Raw genomic sequence first — 15,858 nt, forward strand, 5'->3', positions numbered from 1 at the left:
ACCGTCAGCTCCCCCGGGCTGTCCGCCAAGCAGCCGCGACCAGGGACGGAAGCACACCTGCCGCGGTGCCCCGCAGGTTGACGGCGCAGACCCGGTCGAGCGGGGTCGGCTCCGGGTTCACCTGAATCACGGTGGCGCCGGAGCGGGCCGCGATCCGGGGAATCTCCGCGGCCGGGTAAACGACCCCGGAGGTGCCGACCGTCAGGAGCAGGTCACAGGCCGCGGCGGCTTCGACCGCGGCGGCCAGCGCCGCCTCCGGCAACGCCTCCCCGAACCACACCACACCCGGGCGGACGGGCGACCCGCAGAACGCGCATCGCGGCGGCGGGATCCGCCGGCCCTCGTCGGGCTGCGCAGCCTCGCCGGCCGGAACGTCCTCGAACCTCGCCGGGTGACCCGCCGCCGCACAGCGCGGCGTGAAGAGGCTGCCGTGCAGGTGGATGACGTCCCGGGTGCCGGCCCGCTCGTGCAGGTCGTCGACGTTCTGGGTGACGACCGTGCTGCCGGGCACCCGGTCCGCGATGGCGGCGATGGCCCGATGCCCCGGGTTGGGTTCGGCGCACCGCACCCGGGCGCGCCGCCACTCGTACCACCCCCAGACCAGGTCCGGGTTGGCGTGGAACGCCTCCGTGGTGGCGAGCCGCGCGGCGTCGAAGCGCGCCCACAAACCGGTGAGATCGTCCCGGAAGGTGGGCACACCGCTCTCGGCGGAGATCCCGGCGCCGGTGAAGACGACGACCCGCCGGGCGTCGCCGAGAAGGTCGGCGGCACGACGCCACAGAGCATCCATGCGAGACTCCCTCCTATCGACGACCACTGATCAGGGCGGCGGCGGCTCCGAGTCGCTCCCGCTCGCTCCCGGTCAGCGTCGGGTTGTCGCGTCGCATCGCCACAGCCTGGTCGAGGGCGGTGAGCGGATCACCATCGACGCGGTCGAGGAAGGCGTGCAGCAGCGTGGCGGCCGCCGGAGCCAGGGGGTTCGCAACCTCGGTGGCCACCTCGGCGAGGATGACCGCGGAGATCGCCACATCGAGGTCCGGAGGCCCCTCGGTGGCGTTGCGCCAATCGATGACGACCGGTCCTCGTGACGTCAAGATGACGTTCTCCGGATGCAGGTCGAGGTGCAGGATCGCGACGTCCCCGCGTCGGCCCCGCAGCGGCGGCAACGCGTGGAGTCGGCGGTGCAGATCGGCCAGGCAGACGGCCCCGGCCACCGCGTCGAGCTCACCGGCGAGGAACGCCGCCAGCATGGTGCGCCCGTGGAGCCGCTCCATCACGAGGTCGCTGCCGTGCGCGTCGTACACCGCCGGCACCGGGAAGCCGAAGCCGCCCACGTACGCCATGATCCGCGCCTCGGCCGCGACGTCGCCGCCGTCGCGGTAGCGACGAAGAACCCGCTGCTCGTCGATGGCGAAGACGTCTGCCTCTCGACCGGACGCCAGCGGGATCATCACCCCACGACGGTATCGGCGACCCCCGCCTCGGCGTTCGCCGTGGTCATCGGGAAGGTTCACGATTCTGCCGGATCAGGGAATCAGGTAGCCGGGAAGTAGGTGTCCAGCTTGCGGCGGAGGTGGGCGGCGAAGACGAAGCCGAGCGCCGCGTTGCCACGGAAGCAGGCAGCCGTCCCGGTGCTGGCGTCCACCACGACCGGGCGCGCCAGCGCCGCGAACCGCACCCGCTGATTCTCCTGCGCCCAGGCCGACGCCGGCGGCTCGATCTGGGTGCCCACCAGCGCCGGGAACACGGCGACCCCGTTCTGCAGGCCGCGCAGCTGCCCTTTGCGGGCCAGCACATAGTCCAGCGCCGAGTTGGTGAATGTCTCCACCGCGCTGGCCGTGATGAGCGCCGCCGGTGCGGCGATGGTGAACAGGTGCAGCTTGGTGGCCATCCATCTGAGCTTGAAGTCGCTGCGGTAACCGACCAGCACCGGCACGCCGCCCCAGTCCTCGGTCTTCACCTCGCAGCCGTCGCCCTGCAACCGCTGTCCGGTCGCCTCGACGTACGCCCGCACCGGCTCCGTCACCGTGGTGTCCATCCGCCCCCGCGCCCTTCGTCCCGCCAGTCCTGGCCGCTCATCTAACACCACCCGGACCACTGCCGCAGCGACCGTCGGGCCGCGCCGATCCCGACGCCAACTTCGGCAGCGCCTTCGGCGCGGGGGCGATCGGTGGTACCAACGGGGCGGGACGTCGCGGGTCGACGCGCTACCGGCCAGCTACGCACCGCAAGGATTGACATTAATAGGACCATACGCGATATTCCTAGCGGCATGTCGGCGTACCGGATGGAGAAGGCGAAGCCTGGATCTTTCACCGACACGGTCCACGTGAACAAGAGGCGGAGATCTCCCTGCTTCGCAGGCCACGGATAAGGTTTGGACGATGATCAATCGAGCCGTCGGGTTCGTCAAGCACCACTCGCCCAACGACATTCGCAGATTGGCACGGCGCGCACAACTCGAAACGCACAACGCAAGAATGCGGCTCACCGTTCCGGTGGTCGCCCGGTGCGAGTTCGACAACGTCTACCACTGCACGGTCCACAAGACCGGCAGCCAGTGGATCAAGGCCTTGTTCAGCGATCCTGTCGTCTATCGCTATTCCGGGCTGTTGCCCTTCGACCCGCGCTTCTACAAGCGGCGCCCCCTCCCGCTCGTCCCGCGTGGCCGGGCGGCGTTGGCGCTCTTCCACTCGTATCCGCGCTTTCAGCAGATCGTCAAGCCCGACAACCATCGCGCTTTCTTCGTCATTCGGGACCCGCGCGACATCGTCGTTTCCAGCTACTACTCCCTTCGCAACTCCCACGCACCGATGGGAGACATCCCCCAGGTGCGGAAGATCCTCCAGGAGAAGCCGAAGAAGGAAGGGCTGTTGTACGTCATCAACCGCCTCTCCGAGCGATACACCTTCAAGCAGCTCCGATCGTGGGCAGTTGCGCCGAGTTCCGAGAAGGTCCGCCTCTTTCGGTACGAGAACCTGACCGGCGAACACCAGCTGAAGGAAATGGACCAGCTGATGCGGCACTGCGGGATCGCCCTGCCGCCGTCCGAGCTGGAGGCGCTCCTCTCCCGCTACAGCTTCTCGAAAATGCGGAAGGACCGGGAAAGTTCAGGCCAGATCTCCCACTACCGCAAGGGCAAGGCCGGCGACTGGCGCAATCACTTCGACGATGACATCTACGAGGCCTTCGCCGCGACGACGGGCGATCTCGTGGAGGTCCTCGGCTACCCCGCACGCGACCAGTCTCCCGGCGCGCTCGGGGGATAGCAGCCACTCACCGGCCTCGGGTGCCGTCGTCCGGCCGGACGACGGCACCCGAGCGCGTCGCTGTCAGCCGCGCTCGATCCTCCGCAGCCCGCGCGCCGGGGTCCACCACTCGACGACGAGCATCGTCGCCTCCTGGTTGAGGTGGGTGTGCACGACCTCGGCGATGTCGGCCCGGAAGCGGTCGCCGTCCGGTCCCCCGGTGGCTGGTCCGGCAGCCGTCGCCCGACCGGAGATCTTCGCCTCTCCCGGCCAGGTCGCCTCCGAGCCCTCGACCGGGTCCACCGTGGCGCTGTGCAGGGCGAAGCGTGGATCCCGAAGCAGATCCGCGCCCTTGCGCGCGTTCGGCATCGAACCGAAGAGGATTTCACCGTCCTCGAACACCGCCTCGATTCCGGAGATCCGCGGCGACCCGTCGGCCCGCAGGGTGGCGATGGTCTTGTGCCGGTGAGCGTCAAAAAGCGCCCGTACGCGCTGCGCGAACTCCGGTTCTGCCCGTTCGACGTCCCGCCATGCCGTCATACGCACATGGTGGCACCAGCCCGAGCACGACCGGCAGCCGACAGCGGTCGTAGGCTGCATCAGGCAGGTGACGGGCGGGAGGTCGAGGTGGCCGAGACGACGCTGGCCGAGGTGATGGTCGAGCTGGCCGGGCTGGAGGATCCGCGGGCACGCGAGGTCAACGAGCGACACGGCGACGATCACGGGGTGAATCTCAGCCGGCTGCGCGCGGTCGCGAAGCGGTTGAAGACGCAGCAGGACCTCGCGTGCCAGCTCTGGGAGACCGGCGACACGGCGGCGCGGCTGCTGGCGATCCTGATCTGCCGTCCGAAGGCGTTCGGGCGTGACGAGCTGGACGGGATGTTGCGCGCGGCACGCGCCCCGAAGGTGCAGGACTGGCTCGTCAACTATGTGGTCAGGAAGAACCCGCACGCCGAGGAGCTGCGCCGGGCCTGGTCCGCCGATCCGGATCCGGTGGTCGCGAGTGCCGGCTGGGCGCTGACGGCCGAGCGCGTGGCGCGGAAGCCGGAGGGCCTCGACCTCGCGGGCCTGCTCGACGTCATCGAGGCGGAGATGAAGGGCGCCCCTAATCGCCTGCAGTGGGCGATGAACAACTGCCTGGCGCAGATCGGGATCGAACACGCCGAGCACCGGGCGCGGGCGATCGACATCGGCGAGCGTCTGGCGGTGCTCAAGGACTACCCGACCTCTCCCGGCTGCACGTCACCGTTCGCACCCGTCTGGATCAACGAGATGGTGCGCCGCCAGCACGGCAACTAGCCCGATGCCGGACGCGGCGGGAGCGCCGCAGACCGCGCCGCCCTGCTCCGGTGCCGCCTTCGAGATCGCGAAAAAAAGGTCGGGCAGGGATGTCGAGAACGCGGATCCAGCTCCGTCCCCGGGTTGAACGTGACCCGATCGGGTCGCACCAGCACGAGGAGAACCAGGATGGCCAAGTACCTGCTGCTCAAGCACTACCGGGGCGCTCCGGCTGCGGTCAACGACGTGCCGATGGACCGGTGGACGCCGGAGGAGATCTCGGCGCACGTGCAGTACATGCACGACTTCGCCGCCCGGCTCGAGAAGACCGGCGAGTTCGTCGACGGTCAGGCGCTCGCACCGGAGGGGACGTTCGTCCGGTACGACGGTGACGGACGCCCACCGGTCACCGACGGCCCGTTCGCGGAGACCAAGGACCTCATCGCCGGCTGGATGGTGATCGACGTCGACAGCTACGAGCGTGCCCTCGAGCTGGCCGGCGAGCTGTCGGCCGCTCCCGGGGCGGGCGGGAAGCCCATCCACGAGTGGCTCGAGCTGCGGCCCTTCCTGACCGCGCCGCCCACCATCACGGAGTGACCTGATGGACGAGGCCCTGCTCCGGAGCCTCACGCCGACCGTGCTCGGCATCCTCGTCCGCCGCGGAGCCGACTTCGCGGCGGCCGAGGATGCCGTGCAGGACGCGCTGGTCGAGGCGCTCCGCGGGTGGCCGACCGATCCGCCACGGGACCCGAAGGGCTGGCTGGTCACGGTGGCCTGGCGGAAGTTCCTCGACGCGGCCCGGGCCGATGCCGCCCGCCGCCGGCGTGAGAACCTCGTCGACGAGGAGCCGCCGCCCGGGCCCGCGCCCGCGGTCGACGACACGCTCCAGCTCTACTTCCGGTGCGCCCACCCGTCCCTGACGCCGTCGTCCGCGGTCGCGCTCACGCTGCGCGCGGTCGGCGGTCTGACCACGCGCCAGATCGCCCAGGCCTACCTCGTACCCGAGGCGACGATGGCGCAGCGCATCAGCCGGGCCAAGCGCACCGTCTCCGGCGCACGCTTCGACCGGCCCGGCGACGTCGCCACCGTGCTGCGCGTGCTGTACCTCGTCTTCAACGAGGGCTACTCCGGCGACATCGACCTCGCCGCCGAGGCCATCCGGCTCACCCGGCAGCTCGCGGCCGTGATCGACCACCCCGAGGTGGCGGGGTTGCTCGCCCTGATGCTGCTGCACCACGCCCGCCGCGCCACCCGGATCGCGTCCGACGGCAGCCTGGTGCCGCTCGCCGAGCAGGACCGTCGCCGCTGGGACACCACATCGATCGCCGAGGGCATCGAGATCCTGCAGGCGGCCCTGGCCCGTGACCGGCTGGGCGAGTTCCAGGCCCAGGCCGCCATCGCGGCGCTGCACGCCGACGCGCCCACCGCCGAGGAGACCGACTGGGTGCAGATCGTCGAGTGGTACGACGAACTCACGCGCCTGACCGACAGCCCTGTCGTCCGGCTGAACCGGGCGGTCGCCGTCGGCGAGGCCGACGGTCCGCGCGCCGGGCTGGCGGCGCTCGCAGCGCTGGACGACTCGCTGCCGCGCTACCCGGCGGTGGCCGCGTACCTGCACGAACGCGACGGCAACCTGGCGACGGCCGCCCGCCTGTACGCCGAGGCGGCCCGAGCGGCCCCGAACCTCGCCGAGCGCGACCACCTGACGCGGCAGGCCGCCCGGCTCAACACCCGGGACCGCTGACCGCCCACGTCGTACGTCAACCGCTGTCCCGGATCGCGAGTGCGGCCTGGACGAGCGCGGCACGGGTCAGCGTCTGCGGGCGCTCACCCGAGCGGTGTCGTTCGAGGTCGTGGCGGGCCTGGTGTGGAGGATCTCGCGGGCCTGTCCGGCAGCGCGGATGATGCTCTCGCTGATGAAGTCGAGGAAGCGGGCGATGTTCTCCAGGCGGGCGGCGGCGGGAGTGTGGGAGCCGAGTATGGCGACGCCCTGGCGTGCGGTCTCGACGAGCTGGTCGTTGGCTCGGGCACTGGCGATCGTCGCCTGGTAGAAGAGTTCGTCGTCGACGACGTAGCGGTCGCGGCGGCGTTCGTCGCGCTCGCGGCGGACGAGGCTCTGGCTCTCCAGAAAGGCGATCGCCTTGGAGATGGACGCCGGGCTGACCTGCAGGCGCTGCGCGAGTTGGGACGCGGTGAGGCTACCCGAATCGGTGGTGGACAGGCAGGTGAGCACCCGGGCTGCCATCTTGGGCAGGCCCGAGGTCATGAGGACGGTGGTGAAGCTCTCCTCGTACTCGGCCACGGCCTCGGCGTCGCGTCCGTGCGGCAGGGCGACCGACTCCGCCGCTCTGGAAGGTGCGGGCCTGCGTCGGCGGGCACGGCGCTCGGTGGCCCGGTGGGCCAGGTCGGCGCGGTAGGCGGTGGGGCCGCCGTTGCGCATGACCTCCCGTGTGACCGTCGACGTCGGACGGCCGAGCCGTCGGGCGATCTCGGCGTAGGGAAGGCTGTCGGCCAGCCCCAGCGCGATCTGCTGGCGTTCCGGTTGGGTGAGCCTGCCTCCCGGCATCGAGATCTCCTTGATTTTCATGGCCGCTCTTGCTGACACAGTAGCGTTCAGCCCAGTTCATTGCAACGCCCCGACGCGAAACCGTTGCATTACCTCGTAGATAGTTGCAATGAATTAACTTGTTTGAGCTGGGATTTTGCCAATACAACGCAACGAACCAGTTGCCGGCAATCGCGAAGCAACGTAGCGTTTCCGATATAGAAAACGACGAACGGAGAGCACGATGCAGCAGTTCGACACCCCCGCTCCGATCCGGGCCATCCTGGACATCCCCGCCGGGCGCATCCAGTTCATCGCCGCGGACCGTCCCGACACCACCGTCGAGGTCCGGCCCGCCGACCCCGCCAGGAGCCGGGACACGAAGGCCGCCGAGCAGACCACAGTCGCCTGCACCGACGGCGTCCTGCGGGTCACAGCCCCGACCGCCAACCGGCTCGTCGGCCCCTCCGGGTGCGTGGAAGTCACCGTCCAGTTGCCCGCCGGCTCCCGGGTCGAGGCCAAGGCTGCCGGCGCCGAGTTCCGCGGTGTCGGGCGCCTCGGTGACGTCGCCGTCGAAGGCGCGTACCGCCAGATCAAGATCGACGAGGCCGCGAGCGTCCGCCTGACCGCGATCGACGGCGACGTCGAGGTCGGGCGACTCAACGGCTCGGCGGAGATCACCACCCCGAGGGGCGACATCCGGATCGCCGAGGCCCGGCGCGGCACGGTCGTGCTCACCACCCGGTCCGGCGACATCTCGGTCGCCGCCGCGGCCGGCGTCTCGGCCACCCTGGACGCGGGCACCAGCTACGGCCGCGTCAGCAACGCCCTCAAGAACAGTGGCGCGGCCGACCTCGCCATCCACGCCACCACCTCCCACGGCGACATCACCGCTCGCAGTCTCTGAGGGAGCAGAACGGCCGATCGAGGATGCTCGCGGCCGGCACCGACGAAGCGGGCCGCCCGGACCGGGCGGCCCGCGATTCACCACAGTGAAGGCAACGGCACCGAGGAGGAACGACCGGCGGCTCGGCGACGGGGACGCAGTGTGCGCCGAGGGCGAGCCTCTCCGCGGGCCGGCCAGGCCGGAGGGCCGGTAACCGCCCGAACGGCTGGTACCCGGAGCGGACGTCCCGGCCCTACCGTACGGGAGATTCCGGTGGATCCCTCGACGGAGAGGACCGGGCCATGAACGGTACGGCTCGCCTGCATCGACTGGCCAGACTGGTCACCGCCGCCGCTCTGGTAGCGGGCACCCTGGGGCTGGCCGCTCCGCCGGCCTCCGCCCAGGCGGGCCCCAAGATCACCGTGATGACCCGCAACCTCTACCTCGGCGGCGACCTAACCCCGTCGATGACCGCGCCGAACCTGCCGGCGTTCCTGACCGCGAACGCGGCGCTGCTCAGCCATGTGGACCTGGTCGACTTCCCCGCCCGGGCGAAGCTGCTCGCGCAGGAGATCCGCGAACACAAACCCGACGTGGTCGGCCTGCAGGAGGTGGCGCTCTGGCGCACCGGGACCTTCCTCGACCCGGCGCCGGCCACCACGGTCCGGTACGACTACCTCGCATTGCTGATGCGGGAGTTGGCGACCGCCGGCCACCCGTACGGCGTGGCGGTGGTCCAGGAGCAGGCGGACCTGGAGGCCCCCGCCGGGTCGCCGCACAACGTGGACGCCCGGCTCACCATGCGCGATGTCATCCTGGTCCGGCACGGCGGCCGGGTGAAGGTGACCGGAACGTCGTCGGGCACCTTCGCCGAAAACATGCAGATCCAGCTTCCGGCCCCGCTGCCCGCAGTGACGAGCACCCGGGGATGGACCGCGGTGGACGTGGTCCACGGTCGACGGTCCTTCCGGGTCGTGAACACCCACCTGGAGGCGTTTCACCCCCTGGTGCGGGTACGGCAGGCCGAGGAGTTGCTGGCCGGCCCGCTGCGGCACGACGGGCGCGTCATCCTCGTCGGGGACCTCAACACCGGGCCCGAACTGCCCGTGCCGGCCAACCGGCTGGCGTACTTCACCCTGGTGGCCGGCGGCCTGGTGGACACCTGGCCCGTCCTGCATCCCGGCGAGCCGGGCTACACCGCCGGCCTGGGCGACGACCTGACCGAACCCGCCGACGACGTCGAGCACCGGATCGACATGGTGCTGGTGCGTGGCGCCGTCGTACCGGTGGCGAGTGAGGTCTTCGGCACCGAGCGGCGCACCCCCGACGGCCGCTGGCCGTCCGACCACCTGGGTCTCGTCGCCACGGTCGCGCTGCCGTAGTCGCCGCGGCGCGACCACGACGGCCGGCCCGCCGGACGGGCAGCCGGCCCGGCGGCGCTCCGTCAGCTGACCAGCTCGGCGATCTGGCGCAGCTGTCGCGGACCACCCTGGACCAGCAGGGTGGTGATCACGGTCTCGCGCCATCGCGGCAGCTCGTCCTTGATCTTCGCGGCCGGCCCGATCAGCGCGATGTCCTCCACCAGCGCCGTCGGCACGGCGGCCGCCGCCTCCGGTTTGCGGCCGGCCAGGTAGGCCTCGGTGATGGCGTCGCACTCCCGCTCGTAGCCGAGGCGGGCGATGACGTCCCGGTGGAAGTTGGCCGACTTGGCGCCCATGCCGCCGACGTACAGGGCGACGAACGGCCGGATCCGGTCGGCCGCCCGCTCCACGTCGTCGTCGACGACGATCGGCACGGTCGCGGCGACCTCGAAATCGTCGGGGCCGCGGCGGGCGCCGGATCGGGCGAAGCCCTCGGCCAGCGCGGCCCGGTAGAAGCCGTCCGCCTTCGGGGAGAAGAACAGCGGCAGCCAGCCGTCGGCGAGTTCGGCGGCCAGCGCCACGTTCTTCGGCCCTTCGGCGGCGAGGAAGATCGGGATGTCGGTGCGCAGCGGATGGACTGTGGACTTGAGCGGCTTGCCCAGCCCGGTGCCGCCCCGGTGCGGCAGCTGGTAGAAGGCGCCCTCGTACTCGACCGGGCCGGTGCGGGCCAGGACGGACCGGATGATCTCGATGTACTCCCGGGTGCGGGCGAGCGGCCGGGGGTAGGGCTGGCCGTACCATCCTTCGACGACCTGCGGACCGGACGCGCCGAGCCCGAGGACGAACCGGCCGCCGGACAGGTGGTCGAGGGTGAGCGCCGCCATCGCGGCCGCGGTCGGCGTGCGGGCCGACATCTGCATGATGTTGGTGCCCAGCCGTACGCGGGAGGTGCTGGCGCCCCACCAGGCGAGCGGGGTCAGGCAGTCCGACCCGTACGCCTCGGCGGCCCAGACGGAGTCGAAGCCGAGGCGGTCGGCCTCCGCCACCGCCTCCGCGACGCCGGCGGGTGGGCCGGAGGACCAGTAGCCGGTGGTGTACCCGAGTTTCATGGCGCGGCCTTCCGGGTCAGGGGGCGATGCCGTCGGCGGCGAGGCCGGCGAGGACCGCCTCGCTCAACGTGGTGACGGCGGACAGGGGGCGGACCATGACCGTGAACTGCTCGATCAGGCCGTCGTCGCCGAGCTGGAGCAGGTCGATGCCGTGGATCTGCCTGCCCCGCACGGTCGCGCGGAAGATCAGGAGGTGCGATTCGACCGGGCGGTCTGCGGGGCCGGCCTCGGCCTCGCCGGCCAACTGCCCGACGTACCGGAAATCCTCGAACGTGCGCAGGAGCACGCGGAGGAGTCCGTGGACGGCCGGCGCTCCCTCGAACGGCGTGAACTTCACCGGGCTGAAGAAGCGGACGTCCGGGTTGAACAGCCCGTCGAACGCGGCCAGATCGCGGGCTTCGACGGCGGCACGGAACCGCTCAACGGTCGTCACGGCGACCTCCCTATAGTCAACAACAGGAGTAGTCATATCATTGACTATGTCCCCGAGGGAAGTGGGAGGTGCGCTCCGATGGCGTTGCGTCACGCGGTGCTTGCGGCGCTGCTCGACGGCGAGTACAGCGGGTACCAGCTCGCCAAGATCTTCGACGTGTCGCTGTCGAACTTCTGGTACGCGGTGCCCCAGCAGCTCTACGCCGAGCTGACCAGGCTGGAGCGCGAAGGGTTGATCTCCGGGCGGCAGGTCATCCAGCGGGACCGGCCCAACAAGCGGTTGTTCACGGTCACCGACGCCGGCCTCGCCGAGCTGGCCGCGTTCACCACGACGCCGTCGAAGCCCACGTCCATCCGGGAGGACCTGCTCGTCATGGTCCAGGCCGTCGACCGGCTGGACCCGGCCCCGGTCATCGCCCAACTCGACGAGCGGGCCGGCACGGCGGCGGCGAAGGTGGAGCTGTTCGATCGGATGCTCCAGCGGCTCCGGGGCGACCTGGACGAGGAGACGTTCCTGCGGACGAGCGACCGCGTCGGGCCGTACCTGACCTGCCTGCGCGGCCGCCGGTTCGAGCAGGAGAACCGCGAGTGGTGCGAGCAGGTCGCGGCGCTGCTGCGCACCCGGGCGCCGCTGCCCCGTTGACCGGTCGCTATGCCGGGCGCTTCGCCGCCAGGCCGGTGCACCGCTGGGCGGTGCTGAGCTTGTCGAGGATGCGCTGCCTGCCGGCGCCGGTGGCCGGCACCGGCTGGCCGCTGCCGGAGACCGTCGCCGGGACGAACCGGCTGTCCACCACCGTCCGGCCGCGTACGACCAGGTTCAGCACCCCGGAGTCGGTGCTGTGCGAGTTGCCGTACCAGAGGAAGTTGCCCAGCCCGTAGTGCACGTAGGTGCGGCCCAGCCAGCCGTCGGCCAGCAGCGTGTGCGCGTGCGTGCCGACCACGATGTCGGCGCCGGCCGCGGACAGCTTCCCGGCGAACGTCCTCATCTCCCCGCTCGGGCACGACCTGCCCTCGACACCCCAGTGCATGAAGACGATGACCAGGTCGGCCTGCTCCCGCGCCGCCCGTACCGCGGCGGTGGTCCGGGCGGAATCGAACGCCATCGCCACCCCCGGCCGGGTGTCCGTCGCCCGCCACGGCCCGGCCAGGTCGTGCACCTGGGACATGCCGAGCACCGCGATCCGCAGCCCGCGCACAGTGGTCAGCCAGGGTGCGTACGCCGCGTCGGCGTCCCGGCCCGCACCGAACACCGGGAACCGGGCCTCCGCCGCGGCGTCGAGCGTGTCGGTAAGCCCCAGCCGGCCGTAGTCGAGGATGTGGTTGTTGGCGATCGACACCGCGTCCACGCCGGCCGCGCGCAGTGCCGCGAACGCCGTCCGCGGAGCCCGGAAATGGTACGTCTTCGGCTGCGGGGTGCCCCGGTCGGTCACCGCCGTCTCCAGGTTGAGCAGCGTGACGTCGGCGTCGCGCAGCGTCGACGCGATCGGCCCGAAGGCCGTCTCCGGATCGTCCAGCAGGCGCAGGGTGCGACCGGTGAAGTGCACGTCACCGGCGAAGGCCAGCCGCACCTCGACCGGCGCGCTCGGCGCCGGCGGCCCGGCGGCGGACGACGTCGGCCCCGGCGCGGGCCCGTGCCACACCGGCGCCGCGTCGGCCGACCCGGCACCGCACCCGGCCACCCCGACGCCGACCACGACCGCCGTCAGCGCCGCCAGCGAGGCACGCGCCGTCCTGCTGATCACCCGGTCAGGGTACGCGCAGCGGGCGACAACCATGACCCGGGCACCACCTGCGGGTCTGCGCCTCTCGACCAGCCCCCGGCGCTGAGGGCGGGCTCAGCCGAGGCCGGCCTCGCGTGGTGGCGCGTCGAGCGCCTGACGGATGAGGCGCAGCGCCTGCTCCGGAGCGGGTAGCCCGGCGTCGCTCAGCACCCGGCCGTTCACGATGATCGCCGCGTACCCGGGGGCGCGTGCCAGGTCCCGCAGGAGCGCCCGCCACGGCCGGCGGTGCCGGCGCCCGTCCCGCAGCATTGCCGGTAGCAGGAACAGGGTGTTGTGCGGGTCGACGATCTCCACCTCGACCTCGGGCGGTAGGCCGGCACGTACCGCCAGGTAGACCTCGCCCAACGGGCGCTGGCCGGCGCGCCGGCGGGCCACCGCGGGATCCTCGTGCCAGCCCTCGGCGCAGATTTCGGTCGCGCCGGTGCAGCAGCCGGAGCCGGCCCGGGCCGTGTCCCACGGGCGGACCAGCAGGACCCGGTGCCGGCTCATCAGCGGCGGTTGTCGGCCGGACCGGTCTCGGCTCCGGCGCCGGACCCGGCACCGACCCCCTGCTCGGGCTCCGCGCCGTCCGCCGCCGGGCGCGGACCCGGCACCGGTTCGGCGTCGGCGGTCTGTCCGCTGGCGCGGCGCAGCGCCAGCACCGCCTCGACGATCAGCCAGACCGCGAGAACGAAGATGATCGCGTCCAGCGGCGCCAGCACCCACTCCTCGGCCTCGATGAACTCGCGCAACTGCACGATCAGCGCCCAGGTGGTCATCACCAGCAGGAAGACCAGCGGCACGACGACCGCGGCCGGGTTGCGCCGGCGGCGTAGCACCCAGACCGCGATCACCGCGAGGGCCAGGCCGGCGGTGAGCTGGTTGGTGGTGCCGAACAGGCGCCACAGCACGCCGAAGGTGTAGCCGGCGTCCCCGCCGCCGGGCAGCAACGCGAGCGCGAGTGGCGCGGCCACGGCCAGCAGGCCGGCGACGGTCAGGTTCCGCGACGCCATCCGCCAGCGGGCCAGTTCGGCGATCTCCTGGACGATGTAGCGCTGCAACCGGACGCCGGTGTCCATCGTGGTGGCGGCGAACGAGATCACCACCACCGCCGCGAAGACGGTCGCGAGCTGGAAGTCGACGCCCAGGTTCTCGGCGAAGCCGGCTATGCCGTTGACGAAGTTGCGGGTCGCCCCGCCCGACGCGTCGGCGTAGGTGGCGTACAGGCCTTCCCACTCGGCCCGGCTGGCGGCGACGCCGGCCGTGACCGCGACGATCGACCCCAGCGCCAGGCTGCCCTCGCCGATCGCGCCGGCGTAGCCCACGTACCGCGCGTCGGTCTCCTTGTCCAGCTGTTTGGAGGTGGTGCCGGACGACACAAGCGAGTGGAAGCCGGATATCGCTCCACAGGCGACGGTGATGAACAGGAACGGGAAGATGCTCGGCGACCCGGCCGGCACGTCGTTGACCAGCGGCGCCACGATCCGGTCCATGCCGACCAGCAGGCCGGCGAAGATGATCGCCAGGGCGATGAACAACTGGTGGGAGTTGATGTAGTCGCGTGGCTGCAGCAGCAGCCAGACCGGCAGGCGCGAGGCGATGAAGGTGTACGCGAAGAGGATGATCACCCAGAGGTTCCGCGGCTGCTCGAAGCCGAGGGTGTCGGCCAGCCCGGTGATCTCGATCGGCCAGATGTTGCCCACCCAGATCAGGAAGTAGAGGGCGATCACGCCGACGATCGAGGGCACCAGCGCGGCGCTGCGGGTGCGGTAGATGTGTTGCCCGATCGCGATGGCGAGCGGGATCTCCACGAAGATCGGGATGACCGCGCCCGGGTACGCCACGAGCAGGTTGCCGATCACCACCGCGAAGACCGCGTTCACCAGCGTGAGCAGGAAGAAGATGATGAGCAGGAAGAGGGTACGGGCCCGCTTGCTGATCACGTCCGAGGCGAGGGTCCCGATGTTGCGGGCCCGGTGCCGCACCGAGACCGCGAGCGCCCCGAAATCGTGCACGCCGGCCGCGAAGATGGTGCCGAGCACCACCCAGGCCAGCGCTGGCCCCCAACCCCAGAACACGGCGATGGCCGGACCGACGATCGGCGCGGCTCCGGCGATCGAGGTGAAGTGGTGGCCGAAGAGCACGTGCTTGTTCGTGGGAACGAAGTCCACCCCGTCGGTGAACCGGTGTGCCGGGGTGACGTATGCGGGGTCCAGCCCGTACACCCGGTCGGCGAGGTAGCGCGAGTAGTAGCGGTAGCCGAGCGCGAACATCGCCATGACCACGGCGACGACGACGATGGCGGGCATAGCTGCCTCCCTGCAGCCCGCCCGGGGCGGGCGCTCGCCACGCTGATCGGGAAAAACCTTGACCGGTAATGTAACGAGGATCACATCCCATGGCAATCGATCGGCTGGGTTCTCATGGACGTCGACTCAGACACCCGTCACGCGATCCGGGCCGCCACCGTCGGCGAACTGGCCTGGTTGGACGGCAGCGGTCGGCCGCACGCCCACCCGGTCACCCCACTACTGCTCGGCGACCAACCCGCGGTCGCGTTTCCGTACGCCCAAGCGGCGCTGGCCCGCCGGGTGGCCGCGGCACCGGTCGCCGCGCTTGTCGCCTCCGACGACCGGCTCACCGGGCGCGGCTGGCGACCGGTCGCGGTGACCGGCCGGCCCCGCCTGATCGAGGACCGCGACGGCACCCTGTTCGCAACCGAGCTGCTCACCCAGGAACTGCGCAAGTACCCGCCGGCGCGCGCGCTCATCGACTCACCGCTGCTGCGCCGCGAGCACTGGTGGTACCTGCCGCGACTCGTCCTGGTGCTCGACGTCGTGGCGGCGGCCCCGGTGGGCGTTCGCGCCGGCGGGGCCGGCGAGGTGCTGGCGGTCGCCGCCGGTGATCAGTGCCTGCACGTGGACACGGTGCGCCGGCTCGGCGACGGGAACGGCACGATCCGGTTGGCGAGCCTCGCCGGGCGGTCACCGGCGACCGGCCCGGCGGTGCTGCTCGGGCACGACTTCTCCGCGCCGGACCTCGAACGCTGGACGCCGTGGACCACCCGGGGCCGGCTGGCCGGCGCGCGGCTGACCGTCGAGGAGGCACCTGCCCGCACCGGCCTGGCGCCACCGCTCGGGTTGTGGCAGCGGCTGACCCGCCAGCGGCGGCTGGCCCGGGATTGCCGCGACGCCCTCGACACCGGAGCCGCCGCGCCGTAGCCCCTTCCCCGCGGCGCG

18 protein-coding genes are annotated in these 15,858 nt (G+C 71.5%); 8 read left to right on the forward strand and 10 right to left on the reverse strand.

The features are described from left to right. Positions 1–4 precede the first annotated feature (4 nt). From ABTW87_RS12860 to ABTW87_RS12870, 3 genes are all read right to left on the reverse strand, one after another. The gene (locus tag ABTW87_RS12860; protein WP_350650986.1) at positions 5–790 is read right to left on the reverse strand and encodes an SIR2 family NAD-dependent protein deacylase; all 786 of its coding nucleotides are present in this window, start codon (positions 788–790) and stop codon (positions 5–7) included. A gap of 13 nt (positions 791–803) precedes the next feature. Beyond that, entirely contained in the window at positions 804–1,451 is a 648-nt protein-coding gene (locus ABTW87_RS12865; protein ID WP_350651095.1) for a phosphotransferase, read from the reverse strand. 83 nt (positions 1,452–1,534) lie between these two features. Next, positions 1,535–2,026: a levansucrase gene (locus ABTW87_RS12870; protein WP_350650987.1), complete on the reverse strand. Its 492-nt coding sequence runs from the start codon at positions 2,024–2,026 to the stop codon at positions 1,535–1,537. Between the two features lie 358 nt (positions 2,027–2,384). Between ABTW87_RS12870 and ABTW87_RS12875 the strand changes: the two genes are divergently transcribed. Beyond that, positions 2,385–3,269, forward strand: coding sequence for a sulfotransferase domain-containing protein (locus ABTW87_RS12875; RefSeq protein ID WP_350650988.1), 885 nt, complete (start codon positions 2,385–2,387; stop codon positions 3,267–3,269). A gap of 63 nt (positions 3,270–3,332) precedes the next feature. Here ABTW87_RS12875 and ABTW87_RS12880 read toward each other — a convergent pair whose 3' ends face one another. Beyond that, positions 3,333–3,788: a pyridoxamine 5'-phosphate oxidase family protein gene (locus ABTW87_RS12880; RefSeq protein ID WP_350650989.1), complete on the reverse strand. Its 456-nt coding sequence runs from the start codon at positions 3,786–3,788 to the stop codon at positions 3,333–3,335. An 87-nt stretch (positions 3,789–3,875) separates the two neighbouring features. On the opposite strand from ABTW87_RS12880, the gene ABTW87_RS12885 reads away from it, so the two are divergent. The 3 genes from ABTW87_RS12885 to ABTW87_RS12895 all read left to right on the forward strand — a co-directional run bounded on the left by ABTW87_RS12885 (position 3,876) and on the right by ABTW87_RS12895 (position 6,270). Beyond that, the gene (locus tag ABTW87_RS12885) at positions 3,876–4,547 is read left to right on the forward strand and encodes a DNA alkylation repair protein (RefSeq protein WP_350650990.1); all 672 of its coding nucleotides are present in this window, start codon (positions 3,876–3,878) and stop codon (positions 4,545–4,547) included. Positions 4,548–4,715: 168 nt separating this feature from the next. Beyond that, on the forward strand, positions 4,716–5,123 hold the full coding sequence (locus ABTW87_RS12890; RefSeq protein WP_350650991.1) for a YciI family protein: 408 nt from the start codon (positions 4,716–4,718) through the stop codon (positions 5,121–5,123). A 4-nt stretch (positions 5,124–5,127) separates the two neighbouring features. Further along, positions 5,128–6,270 carry an RNA polymerase sigma factor gene (locus ABTW87_RS12895; RefSeq protein ID WP_350650992.1) on the forward strand — a complete coding sequence of 381 codons (1,143 nt, stop codon included), beginning with the start codon at positions 5,128–5,130 and terminating at the stop codon, positions 6,268–6,270. A 66-nt stretch (positions 6,271–6,336) separates the two neighbouring features. Here the strand turns inward: ABTW87_RS12895 and ABTW87_RS12900 are convergent, their stop codons facing one another. Beyond that, on the reverse strand, positions 6,337–7,092 hold the full coding sequence (locus ABTW87_RS12900) for a helix-turn-helix domain-containing protein (RefSeq protein WP_350651096.1): 756 nt from the start codon (positions 7,090–7,092) through the stop codon (positions 6,337–6,339). 223 nt (positions 7,093–7,315) lie between these two features. On the opposite strand from ABTW87_RS12900, the gene ABTW87_RS12905 reads away from it, so the two are divergent. Together ABTW87_RS12905 and ABTW87_RS12910 are read left to right on the forward strand one after the other, a co-directional pair. Continuing rightward, entirely contained in the window at positions 7,316–7,978 is a 663-nt protein-coding gene (locus ABTW87_RS12905; RefSeq protein ID WP_350650993.1) for a DUF4097 family beta strand repeat-containing protein, read from the forward strand. A 281-nt stretch (positions 7,979–8,259) separates the two neighbouring features. Next, on the forward strand, positions 8,260–9,339 hold the full coding sequence (locus ABTW87_RS12910) for an endonuclease/exonuclease/phosphatase family protein (RefSeq protein WP_350650994.1): 1,080 nt from the start codon (positions 8,260–8,262) through the stop codon (positions 9,337–9,339). Between the two features lie 62 nt (positions 9,340–9,401). On the opposite strand, the gene ABTW87_RS12915 is transcribed toward ABTW87_RS12910, so the two are convergent. Together ABTW87_RS12915 and ABTW87_RS12920 are read right to left on the reverse strand one after the other, a co-directional pair. Next, entirely contained in the window at positions 9,402–10,427 is a 1,026-nt protein-coding gene (locus ABTW87_RS12915; protein WP_350650995.1) for an LLM class F420-dependent oxidoreductase, read from the reverse strand. A gap of 16 nt (positions 10,428–10,443) precedes the next feature. Further along, a complete protein-coding gene (locus tag ABTW87_RS12920) occupies positions 10,444–10,860 on the reverse strand; it encodes a nuclear transport factor 2 family protein (protein ID WP_350650996.1) in 417 nt (138 codons plus the stop codon). Positions 10,861–10,938: 78 nt separating this feature from the next. On the opposite strand from ABTW87_RS12920, the gene ABTW87_RS12925 reads away from it, so the two are divergent. Next, positions 10,939–11,502, forward strand: a complete 564-nt coding sequence (locus tag ABTW87_RS12925; RefSeq protein ID WP_350650997.1) for a PadR family transcriptional regulator — start codon at positions 10,939–10,941, stop codon at positions 11,500–11,502. Between the two features lie 7 nt (positions 11,503–11,509). On the opposite strand, the gene ABTW87_RS12930 is transcribed toward ABTW87_RS12925, so the two are convergent. The 3 genes from ABTW87_RS12930 to ABTW87_RS12940 form a co-directional block, all read right to left on the reverse strand. Continuing rightward, complete coding sequence (locus ABTW87_RS12930) at positions 11,510–12,601, reverse strand: CapA family protein (RefSeq protein WP_350650998.1); 1,092 nt, start codon at positions 12,599–12,601, stop codon at positions 11,510–11,512. Positions 12,602–12,694: 93 nt separating this feature from the next. Beyond that, a complete protein-coding gene (locus tag ABTW87_RS12935; protein WP_350650999.1) occupies positions 12,695–13,129 on the reverse strand; it encodes a hypothetical protein in 435 nt (144 codons plus the stop codon). Continuing rightward, on the reverse strand, positions 13,129–14,928 hold the full coding sequence (locus ABTW87_RS12940) for a carbon starvation CstA family protein (protein ID WP_350651000.1): 1,800 nt from the start codon (positions 14,926–14,928) through the stop codon (positions 13,129–13,131). The genes ABTW87_RS12935 and ABTW87_RS12940 overlap by 1 nt, the downstream gene beginning before the upstream one ends. 114 nt (positions 14,929–15,042) lie before the next feature. On the opposite strand from ABTW87_RS12940, the gene ABTW87_RS12945 reads away from it, so the two are divergent. Further along, on the forward strand, positions 15,043–15,840 hold the full coding sequence (locus tag ABTW87_RS12945; RefSeq protein WP_350651001.1) for a pyridoxamine 5'-phosphate oxidase family protein: 798 nt from the start codon (positions 15,043–15,045) through the stop codon (positions 15,838–15,840). The last annotated feature ends 18 nt before the right edge of the window (positions 15,841–15,858 follow it).

This window comes from Micromonospora sp. NPDC126480 (assembly GCF_040302465.1).
Classification (GTDB): Bacteria; Actinomycetota; Actinomycetes; order Mycobacteriales; family Micromonosporaceae; genus Micromonospora.